This is a genomic window from Chromobacterium vaccinii (assembly GCF_000971335.1).
Classification (GTDB): Bacteria; Pseudomonadota; Gammaproteobacteria; order Burkholderiales; family Chromobacteriaceae; genus Chromobacterium; species Chromobacterium vaccinii.
In genome coordinates this window covers 193769-214299 of sequence record NZ_JZJL01000002.1, presented here as the reverse complement: position 1 = coordinate 214299, position 20531 = coordinate 193769, and the positions used below count along the sequence as shown (strand labels likewise).

6 protein-coding genes are annotated in these 20531 nt (G+C 64.9%); all 6 read left to right on the top strand.

Translation table 11 applies throughout. From position 1 onward, the window contains the following. Positions 1-1403, top strand: a 1403-nt coding sequence (locus tag VL52_RS01920) for a non-ribosomal peptide synthetase (protein WP_144410142.1), incomplete at its 5' end; no start/stop codon positions are given. 9 nt (positions 1404-1412) lie between these two features. Beyond that, positions 1413-4742 carry a non-ribosomal peptide synthetase gene (locus VL52_RS01915; protein WP_046155458.1) on the top strand — a complete coding sequence of 1110 codons (3330 nt, stop codon included), beginning with the start codon at positions 1413-1415 and terminating at the stop codon, positions 4740-4742. Between the two features lie 74 nt (positions 4743-4816). After that, positions 4817-5566: an aspartyl/asparaginyl beta-hydroxylase domain-containing protein gene (locus VL52_RS01910; protein WP_052729054.1), complete on the top strand. Its 750-nt coding sequence runs from the start codon at positions 4817-4819 to the stop codon at positions 5564-5566. Between the two features lie 77 nt (positions 5567-5643). Further along, complete coding sequence (locus VL52_RS01905) at positions 5644-10128, top strand: type I polyketide synthase (RefSeq protein WP_082113582.1); 4485 nt, start codon at positions 5644-5646, stop codon at positions 10126-10128. After that, positions 10125-19661 (top strand): non-ribosomal peptide synthetase, encoded by a 9537-nt coding sequence (locus tag VL52_RS23050; protein ID WP_052729052.1) that lies wholly within the window; start codon positions 10125-10127, stop codon positions 19659-19661. The genes VL52_RS01905 and VL52_RS23050 overlap by 4 nt, the downstream gene beginning before the upstream one ends. Further along, positions 19658-20485, top strand: coding sequence for a thioesterase II family protein (locus VL52_RS01895; protein ID WP_052729051.1), 828 nt, complete (start codon positions 19658-19660; stop codon positions 20483-20485). The genes VL52_RS23050 and VL52_RS01895 overlap by 4 nt, the downstream gene beginning before the upstream one ends. Positions 20486-20531: the final 46 nt, after the last annotated feature.

The window sequence follows — 20531 nt, the reverse complement described above, 5'->3', positions numbered from 1 at the left end:
CGCCGCTGGCCGGTCCGGATCACCTGGCGTACTGCATCTACACCTCGGGCTCCACCGGCTCGCCTAAAGGCGTGGAAATCAGCCGATCCGCCTTGAACAGTTATCTGCAGGCGAGCCAGACCCTCATCTCGTTGGATGCCGGCGATGCATGGGCCGCCGTCACGCCGCTGACGTTCGACATTTCCGCTTTTGAAATCTTCCAGCCTTTGCTACGGGGTGCGCGCATTGTCGTGGTGCCTGCGCTGGCCGCGCGCGACCGCTCGGAAATGGACGCGCTGATCCGACGCGAGGGCGTTACCGTGATGCAGGCGACGCCTGCGGGCTGGCAGTTGTTGACGGCGAACGATGTTTCGCCCCTGCGGGTGCCGCGCATTCTGGTCGGCGGGGACGCGCTGGGAAGGGAACTGGCGGAGAGGTTGCTGCGCTCGGGAGAGGAGGTGTGGAATCTATACGGCCCGACCGAAGCGACGATCTGGGCTTGCGCAAACCGGATCCGCTCCGGAGAGGAGCCGACTCTGGGCCGGCCCTTGCCCAATTCCGCGATCGCCATCCTGGATAGCGAGGGCGGCCTGGCCCCCTGCGGCATCGCTGGCGAGATCTGCATAGGCGGCGCGGGGTTGGCGCGGGGCTACCTGAATCGGCCGGCGCTGACGGCGGAGAAATTCATCCCGGACCCGTTCGGCGGGGCGGGTGCCCGGCTGTACCGGACAGGCGATTTGGGAGTGATGCGCCGGGATGGCCAGATCGCGTTTCTCGGCCGGATGGACCATCAGGTGAAGTTGCGCGGCTATCGCATCGAGCTTGGCGAAGTCGAGCACGCATTGCAGCAATGCGCCGGCGTGCAAGCTGCGGTAGTGATGGCCTCGGCGGGCCTGGCCGGAGAAAAGGAGCTGGCTGCCTATCTCGTCGGCGAGCCATCCACCGCTCTCGATGCGCAGGCGATCAGCCACGAAGCCCACAGCCTGCTGCCCGCCTATATGGTGCCCGCGGCATGGGCGGTGCTTGACCGGTTTCCACTCAATAGCAACGGGAAAATCGATAGGCGGGCGCTGGCGGGCGTGGAGACCGTGCGCCTGGCCGGCGGCGGCGGCGAGACGGCGTCTACGCCCTACGAGGAGCTGTTCACTTGGGTGTGGTGCGAGCTGCTGGAGCGCGAGGCGGTGGGCATTCATGACGATTTCTTCGCGTTGGGCGGGCATTCGCTATTGCTGACCAGGGTGATGGCCAAGGCAAACGCCATGCTGGGGCTGAACATCAGCCTGCTCCTGGCATTCCGGTTTCCGACGATCGCCGGCATCGCCGGCGAAGTTGAGCGCCTGCACGGGACCGCGCCACTGCAGCAGCTGTATGGGGAGCTGGAAAGAATCGGACAGGACTCCTCAGACCATCTAACCACTACTTGATTGTGAAAAATGGCTCATGAAAACCGGAGCGGCCTGGGCTTGTTGGCCAGGCTGAGATCCCTCTCAGACAAGCAGAAAGACCAGTTGGCTTCGCCGCAACCCGCTGTGGCTGAGCCATTGCCGTCCATGGAGCGAGGTTTTTATCCGCTGTCGTTCTCACAGGAGAGGTTGTGGTTCATTCATCAGACCACGAATGACGCCGCAGGCCTGAATCTGACGGTTTCTTACGCGCTGCAGGGGGAGGTCGACGCCGGCAGGCTGGGCCGAGCGATTGCCCGCTTGTTGCAGAGGCACTCCATTTTGCGGACAAGGTGCGTAAGCCGGGATGGCCGGGTGCTGCAGGAGGTTTCGGATCACGTCGGGATCGATGAGGTGTTTTCCCATGCTCAGGACCCGGCTCTTGTTTCCGGCGATGAAACGATAGGCGCGCAGACGTGGATCCGCGCGGCTTCCAACCGTCCGTTCGATCTGGAGAGCGAGTATCCGTTAAGGGTGCAGCTGGTGGAGGGACGGGGTGTCGGCCTGTTCGTGCTCACGATTCATCACATCGCCGCGGATGCCTGGTCGCTGGGTTTGCTGTTGAGGGAGATCACGGCGCATTACACGGGCGAGGCCGGCCTGGACGAGCCGTCGGCCGGCGAAGGGCTGCAATACTGCGATCATGCGCTGCGCGAAAGGGCGGCATGGGACCGTCCGCAGGCAAGGGACAAAATCACTTATTGGGTGGAACGGTTGCGCGATCTGCCGCAGGCCGTGGATCTGCCGCTCGATTTCCCGCGCGCGCCGGGAAAACTGCCGCGGAACCGCAACCATCCCATCGCCCTTCCTGCTGAACTGTCCACCCGGCTGCTCGACTTCGCCGGCAGGGAGCAGGCGACGCTGTTCATGGTAATGATGACGGCATTCAAGGCGTTGTTGTCCCGGATATCGGGCGAGTCGAAGTTTGCGATCGGTTTCCCGATCGCCAATCGCGAAGCGGATGGTCTGAGTCGAGTCGTCGGCTGCTTCGTCAATGTCCTGGCGATGCGGGCGGAACTGAAGGAGGGCGAGTCGTTCCGCTCGCTTCTGGCCGCGACCCGGCAGGATGCGATTGCGGCGTACGAGCATCAGGCTGCACCTTTCGAGAAAGTCGTCGAGGCGCTGGGAGGGGAGCGCGACGCCGCACTGACCCCGGTGTTCCAGACCATGCTGGTTTTTCAGAACGCGCCGCCGCCGTCCTCCGGACTGCTGGGCATGGCGAGCCGCGCGCTGGCAAGCCCGAATGGCGCGCCGCTGATGGACCTGACCCTGGTCGCCTGGCAGCGCGGGCAGGATATCCAGGGGGTATTCGAGTACAACGGTAACCTGTTCAATGCCCGGACCGTGGCATTGATGACGGAGCGGCTCATCCAGATACTGGATGCCGGAACCGCGCAGCCCGACCTTCCACGGCAAGCACTGGATGCGCTGCTGGACGAGGAGCGCCGGTTTTTCGGCGGGATGGCAGTGGAAGCGCGCGCCGCCGAACAGTACGAGCCTATCCACCGGCTGTTTCTTCAGCAAGCGCAGCGGACGCCGGAGGCGGTGGCCGTGCATTGGCGCGGCCAGGACGTCAGCTACGCCGCTCTCCGGCTTTGTTGCCTGGCTTTGGCCGAGAAGCTGGCCCGCCACGGTATAGGCCCTTCGATGCGGGTGGCTGTGATTGTGGAGCGAGGCCTGCTTGAAGTGGTGGCGCAGATGTCGGCGTTGATGGCGGGCTGCTCAATCGTTCCCTTGGATGCGAAGCTCCCCGCCGCGCGTCTGGAGCAGATGATCGCGGATGCCGCTCCCGGAGGGTGCCTGCATGGCCCGGGAAAGGAAATCGAGCGGTTCGCCGGCCTTCTGGCATCGAAACGCCTGATCATGATCGAGGTGGACGAGGCCATCGATTGTCGTCCGCCGGACGCGGAGCCGGCACCAGGCGGTTTGCCGGAAGCCGGGGGGGGCGAGGCATATGTCGTGTTCACCTCCGGCTCGACCGGCATGCCCAAGGGCATCGTCCAGTCGCATCGGAGTTTCGCCCAGTTCCTGCAATGGCAGCGGAGCCGATTCGGCATCGGGCCGGGCGTCAGATGGGCGTTGTGGGCGCCGGCGAATTACGACGCCGCGCTGTGCGAGCTTTACGGAACGCTGTGTTTCGGCGCCACGCTGTGCATACCGGAAGAGGGCGAACGGCAAGGTTTGCTGGAAGCCGCGGACTGGATCGAGCGTTCGCGGATCGACATGCTCCAGCTGGTTCCCAGCTATGGCTGGCAGCTGGCAAGCGCGCTGTCCAGGCACGGCGATGCCGCGCGGTCTTTTCGGCATCTGAAGCAAATCCTGTTCGCAGGAGAGCCGCTGTCTTCAGCGTTGTGCCGACAATGGTTCGAGATACTGTCCGGTGCCGCTCGCATCCACAATTTGTACGGTCCGAGCGAGGCGGTGCTGGCCACGCATCATGAAGTGTCCAGGGATGGCCTGCAGGCGGCGATGCAGCCTATAGGCGCGGCGATAGACGGACGCCAGATCGCGGTGCTGGACCGGAATCTGCAGTTCTGCCCGATGGGCGTCAAGGGCGAGATCTATATCGTCAGCCCATATCTGGCCACCGGCTATCTGCGCGATTACGCCGGACAGAAAGGCGGGTTTTCCACGGCTCCGGCAGGCGCCGCGGTGTCCGGGGCGATGTACCGCACGCGGGATATCGGACGGTGGCGCCCGGACGGATGCCTGGAGTTTTATGGCAGGGAAGACGGCCTGGTGAAGATTCGGGGCAACCGCGTCGAGTGCGACGAGGTGGCCGCCGCGCTGGGGACGCATCCCGCGGTTTCGCAGTGCTGCGTCATGCCCTTGCCCGAGCCGGACGGCACGGTCTCACTGGCCGCGTGGCTGGTGGCCGGGGCCGAGGTCTCTCCGGCGGCATTGCGCGATCATCTCGAGCGGCAACTGCCAGCCTATATGACGCCATCGGAATTCTTCTTTGTCGACAAGATTCCCGTGACCTCCACCGGGAAAATCGACCGCGCCCAGCTTGCAAAACAGGGAGTCCCGGCGGCTGCGCAGCCGGAAATCATATTGCCGGCATCCTCGTCCGAGAAAAGAGTGATGGAAATTTGGCAGGATGTTTTGAATGCGCGCGTGGCGAGTGTTGAAGATCCATTCTTTTCTGTCGGCGGGAATTCATTGCTGCTGATGCGGTTGAAGGCTGAATTGAATCATGCATTCGCCATCGATATTCCCGTGGTTGATTTTTTCCGGTATGCCACCATCCGGCGCCAGGCCGAAATCATAGACTCCCATATCGAGAGCCGGGCGGCAGAGAGTGGACGCGCTATTTTTTGAATTGCCATATCGAATTTTATTTTCAGAATACATCGAGAAAATTAAACCTTCGCTTGCCCTATCAGGAGTGCAATATGGAAAGCCTGTTTGTTTTGCTGGATGAATTGAATGATTTGCATGGCAAGAAGGAGATGTCTCGCGTCGCGGAGTATATTGATATTCTGGCTTTGAAACGCCCGATGCCGGATGTGCATCCCTTGCAGGAAGCAAATAACGAATATTTTCCCGGGCTGACCGCAAAGGCCTGGTATGAAGCGGAGGATTTCGAATGGAATGCGGCGATGCGTGCCCAATCGTCGGAGATTCTGCGGGAGTTGACGGAGCTGGCTGCGCAGGACACCAGGTTTTCTCCATATGAAGATCCGGGCTCGAAAGATCTGGGGTGGCCGGGGTGGGAGATCTATCCGTTGTACGACCCGCTAGGTTACACCAAGGGCAGCGCCAGATGTCCGAAGACCGTCGCCGCGTTGAAAAATGCCGGGCATGGCCCGAGACAGGGCATGTTTTCCCGGGTCCGGCCCGGCGCCCATATTCAGCCTCATTCCGGGCCGGTCAATTATTTCCTGACTTGCCACCTAGCTCTTGTCGTGCCGCCTGATTGCGGAATCAGGGTCGGAGATGAAATGCGGCATTGGCGGGAGGGAGAAGCCCTCGTTTTTGACGATAGTTTTGTCCATGAAGTCTGGAACCACGATCAGGAGGAGCGGATCGTGCTGATTTGGGATATTTGGCATCCGGATCTGACCGTTGAAGAAATCGCTGCCATCCAGAAGATCCAGCAGGTCAAGCGGGGTCAGCCCAGGCAAATCGCGCAGACCGCGTGAGCATCGCTTTGCTAGAGCGTGAACCGGCTCTTGGATGATGGCGCCGTTGAGTTTCTGGCTTTTAAAGGGATAAGTGTATGTCTATGAAGACTCGGGCTGAAGAAGCGTCCACAGCTGGCGCGTCCGGAGAGTTCGATATCGCGGTTGTCGGGATGGCGGGCCGGTTTCCCAAGGCCGGTGACGTGGATGAATTCTGGTCGAATATTCTGGCTGGAAAGGCGTGCATTTCATATTTTTCCGAAACCGGCGAAGAGCAGGACGAACTGACGCCGGAGGCGCCGCTGTCCGATGGAGGGCACCGCGTCCGGGCGCGCGGAACGCTATGGAACGCGGATCGCTTCGATGCTTTCTTCTTTGGGGTCAACCCCAGGGAGGCCGCCTTGATGGACCCGCAGCACCGCCTGTTTCTGGAAGTGGCCTGGCATGCGCTGGAGGACGCGAACTACGAGTTCGACAAGGCGGGGCAGAGGGTCGGGGTCTTTGCGGGCTCGTCGCTCAGCACCTATCTGTTGAATGCGCTGATGCCGGCGGGCGAGGCCGGCAATTATCTTGCCTACCTGGGCAACCAGGCCGACCAGCTGGCCACCCGGACCGCCCACAAGCTGGACCTGCGGGGACCCGCGCTCAGCGTCCAGACAGCCTGCTCCAGCGCGCTGACCGCGGTGCATCTCGCGTGCCGCAGCCTGCTTGCGGGAGAGTGCGACGCCGCGCTGGCCGGCGGTGCGAGCGTGATGTTTCCGCAGCGGACGGGCTATCCATACCAACCTGGAGGCGTTTTTTCCCCAGATGGAGCATGCCGTCCTTTCGATGTCCGGGCCCAGGGAACGGTCTTCAGCGACGGCGTGGGCGCGGTCGCGCTCAAGCGCCTGGACGACGCGTTGCGCGATGGCGATCCCATCCACGCGGTCATCAAGGCCAGCGCGGTCAACAATGACGGCGCCGACAAGATCGGTTTCACCGCGCCCAGCATCAACGGGCAGCAGGATGTGATACGGGCGGCCTTTTCCATGGCGGGGCTGCACGTAGATTCGATAGACTATGTCGAGGCGCACGGGACCGGCACGGAATTGGGCGACCCGATCGAATTCGCCGCGCTCCAGGGCGTTTTCGGGGGCGGCGCGGATCGCCGGCAGCGCTGCGCGCTGGGTTCGGTGAAAGCGAATATCGGCCATCTGGACGCGGCAGCCGGCATCGCGGGCCTGATCAAGACGATCCTGATGCTGAAACACCGCGCGATTCCTCCCCAGATCCGCTTCGAGAACGCCAATCCGCGCATCGACCTCGATGCCAGCCCATTCTTCATTCCCCGCGAAGCCGCGCACTGGCCTGAACAGGCCGGCCATCCGCGGCGCGCATGCGTCAGCGCGTTCGGCGTTGGTGGCACCAATGCCCACGTCATCGTAGAGGAGGCGCCGGTGCGGGCTCCTTCCGCTGTAGGCAAGAGGGACGTGGCGCTGCTGCCGTTGTCCGCCCGGTCGCCGGCTGCGCTGGCCGAAATGGAAAACCGGTTGAGGCTGGGCCTGGCCGACCTGGCGCCCGGACATCTACAGGATCTGGCGAATGCTTTGCAGTTGGGGCGCAAAGCGCAAAACTGGCGTTCCGTCCTGTTGGCCGAGGAAGGCGAGCATGGCGCGCGAGCCTTGGGGCGGCGCGCTTTCGACGCGGCGATTCCGGCTCAGCCGCAGCCGGTGTATTTCCTGTTTGAAGGGCAGATCGCCGCCCGCCTGCCGGAGGCCATCCGATGGTCCCGCGCCAGGCTGCCCGCATTCGCCGAGCATTTCGCCCATTGCCGGCGGATTCTGTCCGGCTGGCTGTCGCCGGAAGAGGCCGCTGCGGTCGACGCGGCAATGGCGGAAGGGGGCGAGATTCCGCCGGAGCTGGTACAGCCGCTACTGTTCGCCTTCGAATATGCGACGGCCAGGCAATTGATGGCGGCCGGCGTGGCCCCCGCGGGGTTTTGCGGCCATAGCCTGGGCGAATACGTGGCGGCCTGCCTCGCCGGTGTGTTCGATCTTGAAACCGCGCTGCTGCTGGTGAGGGAGCGTGGCTTGTTGATGAGCGCGACCCCGGCCGGCGCCATGCTGGCGGTGTTCGCCAGCCCCGAAGCGTTGAGCCGGGACTTGCCGGCGGCGGTCGAGATCGCGGCGGTGAACGCGCCGGATGTGACCGTGGTCGCCGGGGAGCCGGAAGCGGTGCATGCGTATTGCCGCTGGCTGGACGAGCGAGGCGTGGGATACAAGCTTTTGCCGGTGGGGCACGCTTTCCATACCCGGCTGATGGATGCGGCATGCGAGCCGTTCGCCGCTCTGCTCCGTTCCATCGAACTGCGGCCGCCGCGGATGCCGTTCGTTTCCACGGTGACTGGCGACTGGATTACGGAGCGGGAGGCGACCGATCCCATGCACTGGGTCCGCCAGATCCGCGTACCGGTATGTTTCGCAGCCGCCATGCAAACGCTGGCGCGGCAAGCAGGCGCCTGCCTGGTCGACATCGGTCCAAGCCAGATCCTGTGCCGCCTGGCCGGGCTGTCGGGCCACGCCGATGAGCGGCTGGCCGGCGCCGGAAGCGAAAGCCCGGACTCCTATGAGCGCGGCTTTATGCTTCAGATGGGGGCTCTGTGGACCTGGGGATGGCGCATCGATTGGCGCGCTTGCGCATCCGGGGAGTTTCCCCGACGGACTCGGGCGCCGATGACGGTGTTCGAGGGGGCGCGGCACTGGATCAATCCGCCGGCGGTGGGAAAGGGATGGTCGACGCATTCCAGGCCAGCGGCTGGCGCGAGTCTTTATCGGCCGGCATGGCGGCGTTTCGGCGCGGTAGAGAAGTTGCCGGAGGCCGGACAGGGCGGGCGCGAGTCATGGCTGATTTTCGGCGACGGCGAGCTTTCGGCGCAGCTCAGAAGCGCGCTGGCCGAGCGCGGGCACCTGGTTACGCTGGCGAGCCCCGCGGACGTCTTCGGCAAGATCGCCAAGGGGCATTACGGGATCAATCCGTCGCGTCCGGGCGATTACGACGCCCTGCTCAGGGAATTGCGCGCGTTTCACCGGCTGCCCGACCACATTGTCCACATGTGGCTGGCGGGCCGCGCCGGCGAAGCGTCTCCCGTTTTGCGAACGATGGGGTATGCGTCGTTGGCGAATCTGGCCAGGGCCTTTATCGCCAGCGAACTGAAACACAAGGTGAGGCTGGCCGTGGTGACTAAGCGGGCTTGGGACGTCATCGGCGACGAAGCCGTGCTGCCTGAGGCCGCCATGGTCCTTGGGCCGGCGATGACGATTCCAAGAGAATGTCCGAGCTTTTCCACGCTGCATGTCGATCTGGACGGGCCTGTCGATGCGGCGTCCCTGTTGCGCACGATCGCCTGCGCCGGGCAGTTCCAGCGCAGCGGGCCGGCGGCCTGGGCTATCAGGGGACGGCATGCGTGGGAAAGGACAATAGAGCCGCTGCCGGTCCGGCAAGGCGGGCAGGCCTATATCCGCGACAGCGGTTTCTATTTGATCACGGGGGGCTTGGGGGGCATCGGGCATGCCTTGGCCGCGCATTTGCTGGAAGCCCGCGCGCGGGTGCTGCTACTGGCGCGCGACGCCGCCGGGCGCCCGCCGGAAAAGAACGCGCTGGCGCAGGGACGGCTCCGGGATCTCGAGCGTTTTGGCGCGAACGTCAGGCTGGAAACCGGAGATGTCGCCGCGCCGGCCGATGTCCTGCGCGCGCTGGAGGCTGGGAAAAGGGCCTTTGGCCAGCTCAATGGCGTGATCCATGCCGCCGGGTCGGCGCATGGACGCCTGTTGTCCTTGTGGAGCGAGGACGACGCCGCGGACATGCTGCGGGCCAAGGTGGAGGGCATGCGCGTTCTGGGACAGGCCCTGCGCGATGCGCCGCTCGACTTTTTCGTGGCCTGCTCCTCCATCGCGTCGCTGGCCGGCGGAGTGGGGCAGACCGACTATTGCGCCGCCAATGCGTTCCTTGACGCGACGGCGCATGCCGGCTGGCTGCCGAACTGCGGCCGGATGATTGCCCTGAACTGGTTCACCTGGAAGGAAACCGGGATGGCGGTGGATGGCGCGGCCTCGGGGCTGCCGGGGCATCGAGAAAGCCTGGAGGCGGGTCTGGCGACCCGGGAGGCGCTGCAGGCATTCGACTGCGTCATGTCCGGCTCGATGAGCGGGCAACTGGCCGTCAGTCCGCTGGATCCCGAAGTGCTGGCCCGCGCCATTCCCAATCTTGACGACCTGCAGGCGGTCCAGGCCGATGAAAGCCGGGAGCCGCTCAGCCAGCGGCCGTCGCTGTCCTCCTCCTACCGTGCGCCGGAAAACCCGCTGCAAGAGCGCATCGTCCTGATCGCGGAAGAGGTGTTCGGCATTCGAAGCCTGGGCGTGGAAGACGATTTCCTCGAGCTTGGCGCGCATTCCTTATTGTTCGCCCAGTTCGCGTCGGCGATACGCGGCGCTTTCGGCGTGAGGATACGGCTGCACAGCCTGTTCGAGGAGCGCACCGTCGCCAGGCTTAGCCTGCTTGTCGAGGAGCTGTTGATTGAATCCGTGAAGTCCGGGGAGGTCTCTTGAGCATCGAAAAGGAAAATCGGGTCGCGGCGCTGCGCAGCGGCCTGACGGCTGCCGAGATGGAAGCCTTGCAGAGAAAGCTGCAGGGGCTGGCGGATAAGGGCGATTCCTTCAGGCCTGCAACCGGTCTGCGGCGGCGGGAGCTGGATTCGGCGCCGCTGACGTCGTCCCAGAAACGATTGTGGTTCCTGGGACAGCTGGATCCCGGCGGCACAGCGTACAACGAAAACCTGACGCTGCGCTTCGCCGCGCCGGTGACGGCGGACATGCTGGAGGACGCGGTTCTGTCGCTGTTTGCCAGGCACGAGGTTCTGCGGGCCAGCATCCATGTCGGAGATGATGGAGAACTGTCGCAGATGGTTGCGCCGGCCGCCGAGTGGCGGGTGGAGCGGCTAGCGTTCGATGGAGGGGGGCGGGACGCCGCGCTGGCGTTCGGCGACGAGATCGCCCGGGCGAGGGCGGAGACGGTGTTCGACCTCAACGGCGGACCGCTGGCCGCGGCGACGGTCGTGGTCTTGGGCGATTGGGGCGTGCAGCTGACTTTCGTCAACCATCATATCGTTTCCGACGCATGGTCGCGGCGGGTGTTCCTGCGCGAGTTGTTTGAGTGTCTGGGCGCGGCTCTGCGCGGGAAAGACGCCAGCCTGCCGGCGCTGCCGCTGCAATTCGCCGACTACGCCGCGTGGGAGGGCGAATGGGCGGAAAGCCGGGCGTTCGAAGACGAGCTCGACGAGTGGACCGGCGTTTTGGACGGCGCTCCCAGCCTGCTCGATCTACCGGTCGATTTCCCGCGCGGGATCGGCGTCAGGCCGCGCGCGGTCAGCCTGCCGGTGAGGCTGGGCCGCGGTCTGGCCCGAAAGCTGGACGAAGTGGCCGCCGCGCACGGCTGCACGCCTTTCATGGCGCTGCTGGCCGCGTATCAGCTGGCTCTGCATCGTTGGTCCGGGCAGGACGACATCGTCGTGGGTTCACCGATCGCCAATCGGCAGCAGGACGCGGTTCAGGGGCTGATCGGCTTCTTTGCCAATACCTTGCCGCTCAGAACACGGTTTTCCCATGGGATGACGTTCGCCATGCTGTTGGAAGATGTCCGGGGATTCGCTCTCGACGCCTACGAGCGCCAATCGGTGCCGCTGGAGCGGATTGTGCAGCGCCTGTTCCCGGACCGGGACGTCTCGCACGCGCCGCTGGTGCAGGTTTTATTCGCGTTCCAGGATTTTCCGGGAAAGTCCGCGTCGCTCGAAGGCCAGGAGGTGGATTGCCGCGTCTTCGCCAACCAGTCTGCCCGCGTCGACCTCTCGCTGACTTTGTATCCCGACCAGGAGCACGGCATTGCCGGCGCGATCGACTACAACGCCGATCTGTTCTTGCCGGGCACGATGTCCAGGCTGGCGGGCTGGTTCGCTCGATTGTTGGAAGGCGCGCTGTCCATGCCGGACATGCCGCTGGAAGCGCTGCCGATGGCGGACGGCGCCGAGCTCTCCATCCTGAGCGCTGCCGTTTCGGCTCCTGCGGGGGCCGGGGGCGACAGCGAATCTGTCTGCGCGCACAGGCAGATCGCGGACAGGGCAGGCGCGCAGCCCGACGCCGTCGCCATCCTTTCCCGCAGCGGCGCGCTGACGTTCTCTGAGCTCAAGACCCGCTCGCGCCAGGTCGCCAAGCATCTGCGCGCGCGCGGCTGCGGGCGCGGCAGCTTGGTCGGCGTATGCGTCGGACGCTCGCCGGAGGCGATCTGCGTGATGCTGGGTGTGCTGGAGGCGGGCGCCGCCTACCTGCCGCTGGACCCGGAATATCCGGCGGAAAGACTTGCCCAGATGGTGTCGAGCGCCGTGCCTGCCTTGATTGTCGTTCAGGCCGGGATGGAGCCGCTGTTCGGCGGCGCGGATTGCGACACGCTGGCCTTGCCCGAGCTGGACAGCGTGCCGGCCGAGCCGGCTGGGCCCTGGCTGCAGGCAAGCTTGGACGATCTGGCTTATGTCATGTGCACTTCAGGCTCCACGGGCCGGCCCAAGGCCGTGATGGTCACGCACCGCAACGTCGTGGATTTCATGGCCGGAATGGATGAGCGCATCCCTCTGGGCGAGGATGCGCGCGTACTGGGCTTGACCAGCATCTCGTTCGACATCTCGGTGCTGGAGATATTCTGGACGCTTTCGCGCGGCCGCCAATTGGTATTGGCGCGCGAGCCGGCCGCGGGGAGGGCGGCCGCGGTGGAACGACTGGATTTCAGCCTGTTCTACTTCGGCAATGCGCGGTCTAGGCAGCTGTCCGACGACTATGCCTTGCTGACGGACGGGGTGCGCTACGCCGATCGAAACGGCTTCAAGGCGGTATGGACGCCGGAGCGGCACTTCCACCAGTTCGGCGGTCTGTTTCCGAACGCGGCGGTGACCAGCGCCATGCTGTGCGGCATTGCCCAGAACCTGCAGATCCGAGCCGGCAGCGTGGTGCTGCCCTTGCATAATCCGGTGCGGGTGGCGGAGGACTGGGCGGTGATCGACCAGCTGTCGGGAGGACGGGCCGGGGTGTCGTTCGCCACCGGGTGGCATCCGAACGATTTTGTCCTGGCGCCGGAGAACTATGTGGACCGGGTGAAACTGACCCAGGCCAACCTGGAAACGGTCCAGGCCTTGTGGCGCGGCGAGTCGCTGGCGCTGCCAGGGGTGGATGGCCGCGCGCGCGAAGTCAGGATATCGCCGTTGCCGAAGCAAGAGCGCATTCCAATCTGGATCACGGCTTCCGGCAATCCGGAAACCTTCAGGATGGCAGGCGCGAGCGGGGCCAATCTACTGACGCATCTGCTGTCGCAAGGCACGGATGAGTTGGCGGCCAAGATCGCCATTTACCGCAAGGCGCGGCAGGAAGCCGGCCATGACCCGGATACCGGTACGGTGACGCTGATGGTGCATACCTTCGTCGGTCCGGATCCGGAACAGGCCCGAATGCAGGCGAGAGAGGCCTTCATCGAGTACTTGCAGGACTCGGCTGATCTGTCGCGGCAGGTGCTGGCCGAAAGCGGGCTCTACGATCCGGCCTCTCTGTCGCCGGCCGATATGCGGGCGCTGCTGGAGGCTGCTTGCGATCGGTATATGGAAACCAAGAGCTTGATCGGCGGCCTGGATGAGTGCCGGGAGAGGGTGAGGCGCTTGCGGGAGGCGGGCGTGAACGAGATCGCCTGCCTGATCGATTTCGGCGTGGAGGGGGCCAAGGCGCTGCAGAGCCTGGAGTGGATCAATGCCCTGCGGCAGACCTTCGGGCAGGAAACGGCGGCGAGCGACCTCGACGAAGTGCCCGAACTGGTGAAACGGCACGGCGTCACGCACATGCAGTGCACGCCGACGATGGCGGCGCTGCTGCTGTCGTCTCCGGAAGGAAGGGAGGCGCTGGCCGGGCTGGATCAGCTGCTGATCGGCGGGGAGGCGTTTCCGCAGCCGCTGCTGGATGAGTTGAAGCCCGTGACTCGCGCCGCGATTTCCAATATGTACGGTCCAACCGAGGCTACGGTCTGGTCCAATGTGAAGGATGCTAGGGAGAATGGATCGTGCGGCAGCACCGTCGCAATCGGCCAGGTACTGCCCGGCTATTCCGTTTATGTGCTGGATCCGTGGCTGAGGCCGGTGCCGAAGGGAGTAGCAGGAGAAATCTATATCGGCGGAAGCGGTGTGGCGCGAGGCTATCTGGGCCAGGCCGGCACCACCGCCGAGCGCTTCCTGCCCGATCCCTTCTGCGGGAAGGCCGGCGCGCGGATGTACCGCACCGGCGATCTGGCTGTCGCGCGCGGTGACGACAGCCTGTCCTTCATCGGCCGCAACGACGATCAGGTCAAGGTGCGCGGTCATCGGATCGAATTGGGCGATGTCGAAGCGGCGGTGGTTCGCTGCCCGGGCGTGGCGCAGGCCGTCGCGGCCGTCGTCGAGTTCGACGCGGCCGACTCCCGCCTGGCAGTGTTCTACCGCTGCCGCGAAAGCGGCGAGGTGCCTCCGGAGAAGCTGCGCCAATTCATCTCCGGCTATCTGCCCGGCTATATGGTGCCGTCGCATCTGCAGCGGCTTGAAGCCATTCCGCAACTGCCGAACGGCAAGGCGGACCGGAAAAAGCTCAGGCAATGCCTTGAGCTCGACCGGCCGGAGCCGGTGGAGGCGCGGCCGTCCGCCGGCGGCGATACCGAGCGGCGGCTGCTCGGCTTGTGGGAAAAATGCCTGCGGACCAGGAAGATCGGCCTGCAGGACAATTTCTTCTCCCTGGGCGGCCATTCGCTGCTGGCCGCGCAATTGGTGATGCAGATACGGGCGGAATTCAAGGTGGCTTTTCCGTTGCAGCAATTCATATCGACGCCAAGCATCGCCGCCCAGGCGAAGTACATCGAGACAGCCGAGCGCGTAGACGGCGCAGACGGAGCCGACCGGCTGACCGGGGACATCGCGGCGCGCCATGAGCCGTTCCCGTTGACCGATGTGCAGCAGGCCTACTGGATCGGCCGGCGCGCGGAATATGAAATGGGCAATGTCGCCTGCCATTTCTATGGCGAGCTTTATTTCAGCTCCGCTTTCGACGCCGATCGCTTCAATCTCGCCTTGAACCAGGTGATTGAGCGGCACGACATGCTGCGGGCCATCGTGACCGATGAGGGATACCAGCGCATTTTGCCCGAGGTGCCGACCTACGAGTGCGGCGTGGACAGGCTGGAAGGCCTGGATCGCGACGCGCTTCGGACCCGCCTGCTGGATACGCGCAAGCGCATGTCGCACAAGGTACATGACACGGAGAGCTGGCCGCTGTTCGAAATCCGCGCGTCGCTGCTGCCCCAGGGCTACACGCTGCTGCATTTGAGCATAGATACCATCATCGCCGACGGAGCCAGCGTCAATCTGATGTTGCGGGATTTGCGGACGCTGTACCTAAATCCAGCCGAGCCGTTGCCGCCGTTGCAGCTTTCTTTCCGGGACTATGTGCTGTATCTGGAGCGGCAAAAGGACACGGCTGGCTATCGGCAGGCACTGGCCTATTGGCAGCGCAAGCTCGCCGATTTGCCCGACACCCCGGCGTTGCCGCTGGCCAAGGCCCCCGGGCAAGTCGAGTCCCCCCGTTTCGCCCGCCTGGAGGCCAGGCTGAACCGAGAGGACTGGAGCAGGATGCGGGCAATCGGGACCGCGCGTGGCATGACTCCCTCGTCCATCGTGCTGAGCGCTTATTGCGAAGTCTTGCGGGCCTGGAGCGGCAGCGCCGATTTCTCGCTGTGCCTCACTGTGTTCGACCGGCGTCCAGTACACGCGGACGTGGCGCACCTGGTGGGCGATTTCACCTCGTTGCTGCTGCTGGCGATCCGCCAGGGAGATGCGGTGTCGTTCGCGGACAGAGCGAAGCGCAACCAGGAGGAGTTGTGGGAAGGGCTGGAGCATCAGCAGGTCAGCGCGGTGCAGGCATTGCGCGAGCTGGGCAAGTCGCAAGGCCGCCGGCGGCAGCTGTCCACGCCCATCGTTTTTACCAGCGAACTGGCCGACGGAACGGCGGCCGTCAGGGAGCGCGGCGCGCGGCCCGAAGCCGCGAGCAGACCGCAGGATTTGCCGTGCGAGCCGATGACGCTGACCCAGACCCCTCAGGTTTGGCTGGACCACCAGGTTTCCGATCGAGACGGAAGCTTGCACCTGACCTGGGACGCGGTTGCCGAGTTGTTCCCGGCCGGGATGCTGGAGGCGATGTTCGGGGCGTATACGGACTTGCTGCGGCGCTTGTCCGCCGAGCCGGAATTGTGGGATTGTCGGAACGTGGTGGCCCTGCCCCGGGATCAGCTGGCGGCGCGGGAGACTCCGCCCTTGTTGGACGCGCCGCGCGGCCGCTTGCTGGATGGCTTCCTGAGGCAGGCGGAAATCCAGCCGGGCGCGCCGGCGCTGGTTTCCCCGGCACGGAGCCTGAGCTACCGCGAACTGTCCGAGGCCGCACGCGGAGTTGGGACGGTTTTGCGCGCCAGCGGCGCGTCCAGGAACCGTCTGGTCGCCGTGGTGATGGATCGCGGCTGGGAGCAGGTGGTCGCCGTGCTGGGCGTGCTGTACTCGGGGGCCGCCTACCTGCCGATCATGGCGGATGTCCCGCAGGAGCGGCTGGAGCTCTTGCTGGAGGACGGCTCAGTTGACCAGGTGTTGTGCCAGCCCTGGGTGCGCGACCGCTATTCCTGGCCGGAGTCGGTCAGGCTGACCGTGGTCGAGCCCGACATGGCCGTTCCGGAGCGGGACGACGGCTATGCCTGGGGAGAGGAGGCCGATCTGGCCTATGTCATCTATACCTCAGGCTCCACCGGACGTCCGAAGGGGGTGGCCATTCAGCATGATGGCGTGGTCAATACGATTGCGGACATCAACCTACGGTTCAAGGTCGCCGCCCAAGATCGGGTGCTGTCGGTTTCTTCGTTGGCATTCGACCTGTCGGTCTGGGACATTTTCGGCAGTTTGAGCGCGGGCGCCTGCATCGTTCTCCCGCTGCATGAGAGGTCGAAGGATCCCTGGCACTGGGCGGACATGGCGAGCGAGCACGGGGTGACGATCTGGAATTCGGTGCCGGCGCTGATGGACATGTGCCTGAACGCCCTGGCGCCGGAGCATGTGGAGCGCCTGTCGACCTTGCGTTTGATCATGCTCAGCGGAGACTGGATTCCGCTATCGCTACCGGCCAGGCTGAAGAGTTTGCCAGGCGAGCCGGACGTGATCAGCCTGGGTGGGGCGACTGAGGCATCCATCTGGTCGATACTGTATCCGATCGACAGGGTGGAGTCGGGCTGGAGCAGCATTCCGTATGGGAGGGCGATGAGCAATCAGGGGATGCATGTTTTGGACGCCGGCCTGGAGCCTTGCCCCGATTGGGTGGTCGGAGATCTGTACATCAGCGGCGTCGGGCTTGCCCGGGAATACTGGAACAATCCGGACAGAACCCGAGAGAGCTTCGTCCATCACCCGCGAAGCGGGATGAGGCTGTATCGCACCGGAGACCGCGCGCGCCATACGCCGGGCGGGCTGATCGAGTTTCTCGGACGAGAGGACACCCAAGTCAAGGTCAGGGGGAACCGGGTCGAGCTCGGCGAAATAGAGTCGGTGTTGCGCCAGCATCCCGCCGTGCATGAGGCGGTGGCGGTGCTGGCCCCGGGGCGGGACGAACTGGCCGTGTTCGTGCAGACCGCCGCGGACTGCGCGGCCGCGGCACCGATCGGCGGGGAGGGGCATGAAATCAGCCTGTGGCCGCTGGCGCAGTCCGCCAGCGAGTCCGACTACCTGACCCTGCGCAGCCACAGGGGGTTCTGCGAGGAGCCGATTCCCTTCGCCGAATTCAGCGCGCTGTTGGGCGCGCTGGCCATTGCCGGGGTCGGCGGCAAGCCGAAGAGGCAGTACCCTTCGGCCGGCGGATTCTATCCGATCCAGACCTACGCGCTGTTGCAGGACGGCAGGGTGGAGGGCCTGCGCGGCGGCTTGTATCGTTATCTGCCGTCCGGGCACCGGCTGGAGCTGATCGATCCGGCCCTGCGCCTCGATCCCGCGCTCTATTCCGACGCCAATCAGCCGCTTGTGGAGACGGCGGGATTCTCGCTGTTTCTCATCGCCTCGCCTGGCGAGATGCGCGACAAGTACGGGGCTGAGCTGGGCGCATCGTTCTGCTTGCTGGAGGCCGGCTACATGGGACAGCGGCTGTTGATGCAGGCGAGGGAGGGGCGCATCGGGCTGTGTCCGATCGGCGGGCTGGATTTTGCCGCGGTGCGGGGCCGTTTTCAGCTTGATGGCGGCGACTACCTGGCGCATAGCCTGATAGGCGGGCGGCCGGCTTTGCCGGCGAGTCCGTCCGCGGAGGTGCGGCTGGATGCCGACGACGCGACGGCGGGGCATGCCAGGTTGCCGGCGGCCGGCGAGCTGAGGGCGCTTCTGGCGGCCAAACTGCCCGCCTACATGATGCCGCGCACGATCGAGCTGATCGAGACGTTCCCGTTGACGGCCAATGGGAAGATGGATCGCGCCGCCCTGGCTGGGCGCATCCCAGCGGCGGCGGCCGAAGCACCGGCTCCAATGCGGAACGAAGGACTGAAGGCGGCGGGCCTGATCGGGCGCTTGCTGGGTCGGGACGGCATCGCGCCGGAAAACAGCCTGGTGCAGATCGGCATCGACTCTCTGGAGGTGATCCGTCTGCGCGTGCGCATCCGCAAGGATCTGGGCTTGGATCTGTCGCTGCAGGAGATTCTCGCCGCTGGAACCGTCTCCGCGCTGGAGGCTTTGATCGAATCCAGAACGGGGTCGCCCGACGAGCCATCCGGCAAGAGTGGCGCGCAGGGAGGCTCCGCGATCCCCCAGGGCGATCCCGATTGGACCCAGCATGCCCGCGTGGCCAGCGCGGATGACTTGGAGCAATCCATCCTGGGGTCCGAGCGGCTGGTGTCCGCGTCGATTTCATACTTGGTGGCGGGGCCGTCCATTTCCGCCGAGCAGCGCCGCTCCGTGCTGGAGCGGGCGTTCCGGCATCGTCCGCAGTTGTTCGCCGCTTGCCGGACGCCGCTGGGCCGGATCGGACAGATCATGCTGCCCGTGTATGAGGACGAGCTTCATGCCGAAGACAAAGGGCATCTGCAGACGCTGATTCGAGACGCGGCGGCGATGGCGGGCAGGCTGGGCGCGCAAGTGGTCACCCTGACCGGCATGCTGCCATCCGCGACTAGATACGGCGCGGATATGGAGAGCGATTCCGCTGCCGGCGGGCCGGTGATCAGCACCGGACACGCGACCACGGTCGCGGCGGTCAAGCTCAACGTCGACGCGGCGCTCGCTGCGGCCGGCCGCCGTTTCCGCGGCGAGCGCCTGGGCATCCTCGGTCTGGGGTCGATAGGCGCAGGAGCGTTGCGGCTGCTTGTCGATGCGTCGACGCAGCCCGCTGAAATCCTGCTGGCCGACGTCCAGGCCCGCATGGAGCATCTGGAGGCGATCAAGGAGAGTCTGCTTGGACTGGGCGTTAGCTGCCCGATCCGCCTGATCGTCAGCTCGGCGGTCGTGCCAGAGGCGTTTTACGATTCGACGCTGATCGTCGGCGCAACTAGCGTCCCCGAGCTGCTCGATGTCGACCGGTTGCGGCCTGGCACTATCCTCGTCGACGATTCGTTTCCGAAATGCGTGAGTATCGAGCGAGCCATCCAGCGAATGCGCGATAGGCAGGACCTGTTGATAACGGATGCGGGCATGTTGAGCGCGCCGCATCCGCTCAAGCTTGATTTCGTCGTTCTCGATGAAAGCCGGCGGGCCGAGTCGCTCGACAACATGCGTTTCCGGAGCCCGGAGCGGATGACGGCCTGCGTGTTGTCCAGCGCCCTGAGCGCGGTGGACAGCGCCAGCCGGCCTACGCGTGGCACGCCGCGGGCAGAGGACGTCGACGCCCATCTGGACGGATTGCGCAGGCATGGTTTCCTGGCTTCGGCATTGCAACTGGAGCATTTTCGCATTCCGGATGCCGTGCTGGCGTCGTTCCGTTCCCGCTTCGGAGCGGGTGAGCGTTCTGGATCGGAGGCGGCCGAATGAGCGGGCATGGCGAATGGTTCGAAGCGTTTCGCTCTCCACCGCAAGCGAACGCCACCTTGTTCTGCTTTTCCCATGCGGGCGGCAGCGCGGCGATGTACCACGCCTGGGCAAGGCTATTGCCGACGCTGCAGGTAGTCGGGGTGGAGCTCCCTGGACGGATGCGGCGCCTCGCTTCTCCTCTTTTCACGGATTTCGATGCGCTGCTGGACGCGTTGGTGCTGGCGATGGAGAGCCGGCTGGATGGCGAGTTCGCATTCTTCGGCCATAGCCTTGGCGCGTTGATCGCTTATGAGGCGGCTCGCCGTTTGAGCAGGCAGCCGGCGGCGCTTTGCGTTTCCGGCTGCCTGCCGCCTAGCCTGGCCGGGCGCGAGGAGCGGATCTCCTCGCTGTCGGACGAGGCTTTTCTCGCGGAAGTGACGCGATATGACGGCCTGGCGGAGGAGGTTCTGCAGCATGAGGAGTTGCTGGAGCTCGTACTGCCGATATTGCGGGCCGACTTTGCCGTGTACGAGTCTTATCGCCCGCAATGCGGCGCTAAGTTGGATTGTCCGCTGATGGTCATGGGAGGGGATGCCGATCCGCAGGTCGAGGTCGAGTCTCTGCGGGGCTGGGCCGACGTCACGACGGCATCCGTCGTGCAGCGGATTTACCGCGGGAGCCACTTTTTCATCAACGAGCGAAGCGGGGACATGCTGATGGATATCGAGGCGCTGCTTGGCGAGCATGCATTGCCGAGGATAGGAGGGCAGGCGGAGGTCCCCGCCAGGTGGAGGTCTAGGGCGGAAGTTCCGATGCGCGCTTCGCGTGATCGGCTTCAGGCGTGAAGCCGAATTCCGTCAGCTGATATTCGTGTCACCAGGTCGTTTTTCC

What these genes read in the sequence shown, in the direction of transcription:
- VL52_RS01895 (WP_052729051.1), top strand. Translation starts at nt 19,658, where the DNA reads ATGAGCGGGCATGGCGAATGGTTCGAAGCGTTTCGCTCTCCACCGCAA.
- VL52_RS01905 (WP_082113582.1), top strand. Translation starts at nt 5,644, where the DNA reads ATGTCTATGAAGACTCGGGCTGAAGAAGCGTCCACAGCTGGCGCGTCC.
- VL52_RS01910 (WP_052729054.1), top strand. Translation starts at nt 4,817, where the DNA reads ATGGAAAGCCTGTTTGTTTTGCTGGATGAATTGAATGATTTGCATGGC.
- VL52_RS01915 (WP_046155458.1), top strand. Translation starts at nt 1,413, where the DNA reads ATGGCTCATGAAAACCGGAGCGGCCTGGGCTTGTTGGCCAGGCTGAGA.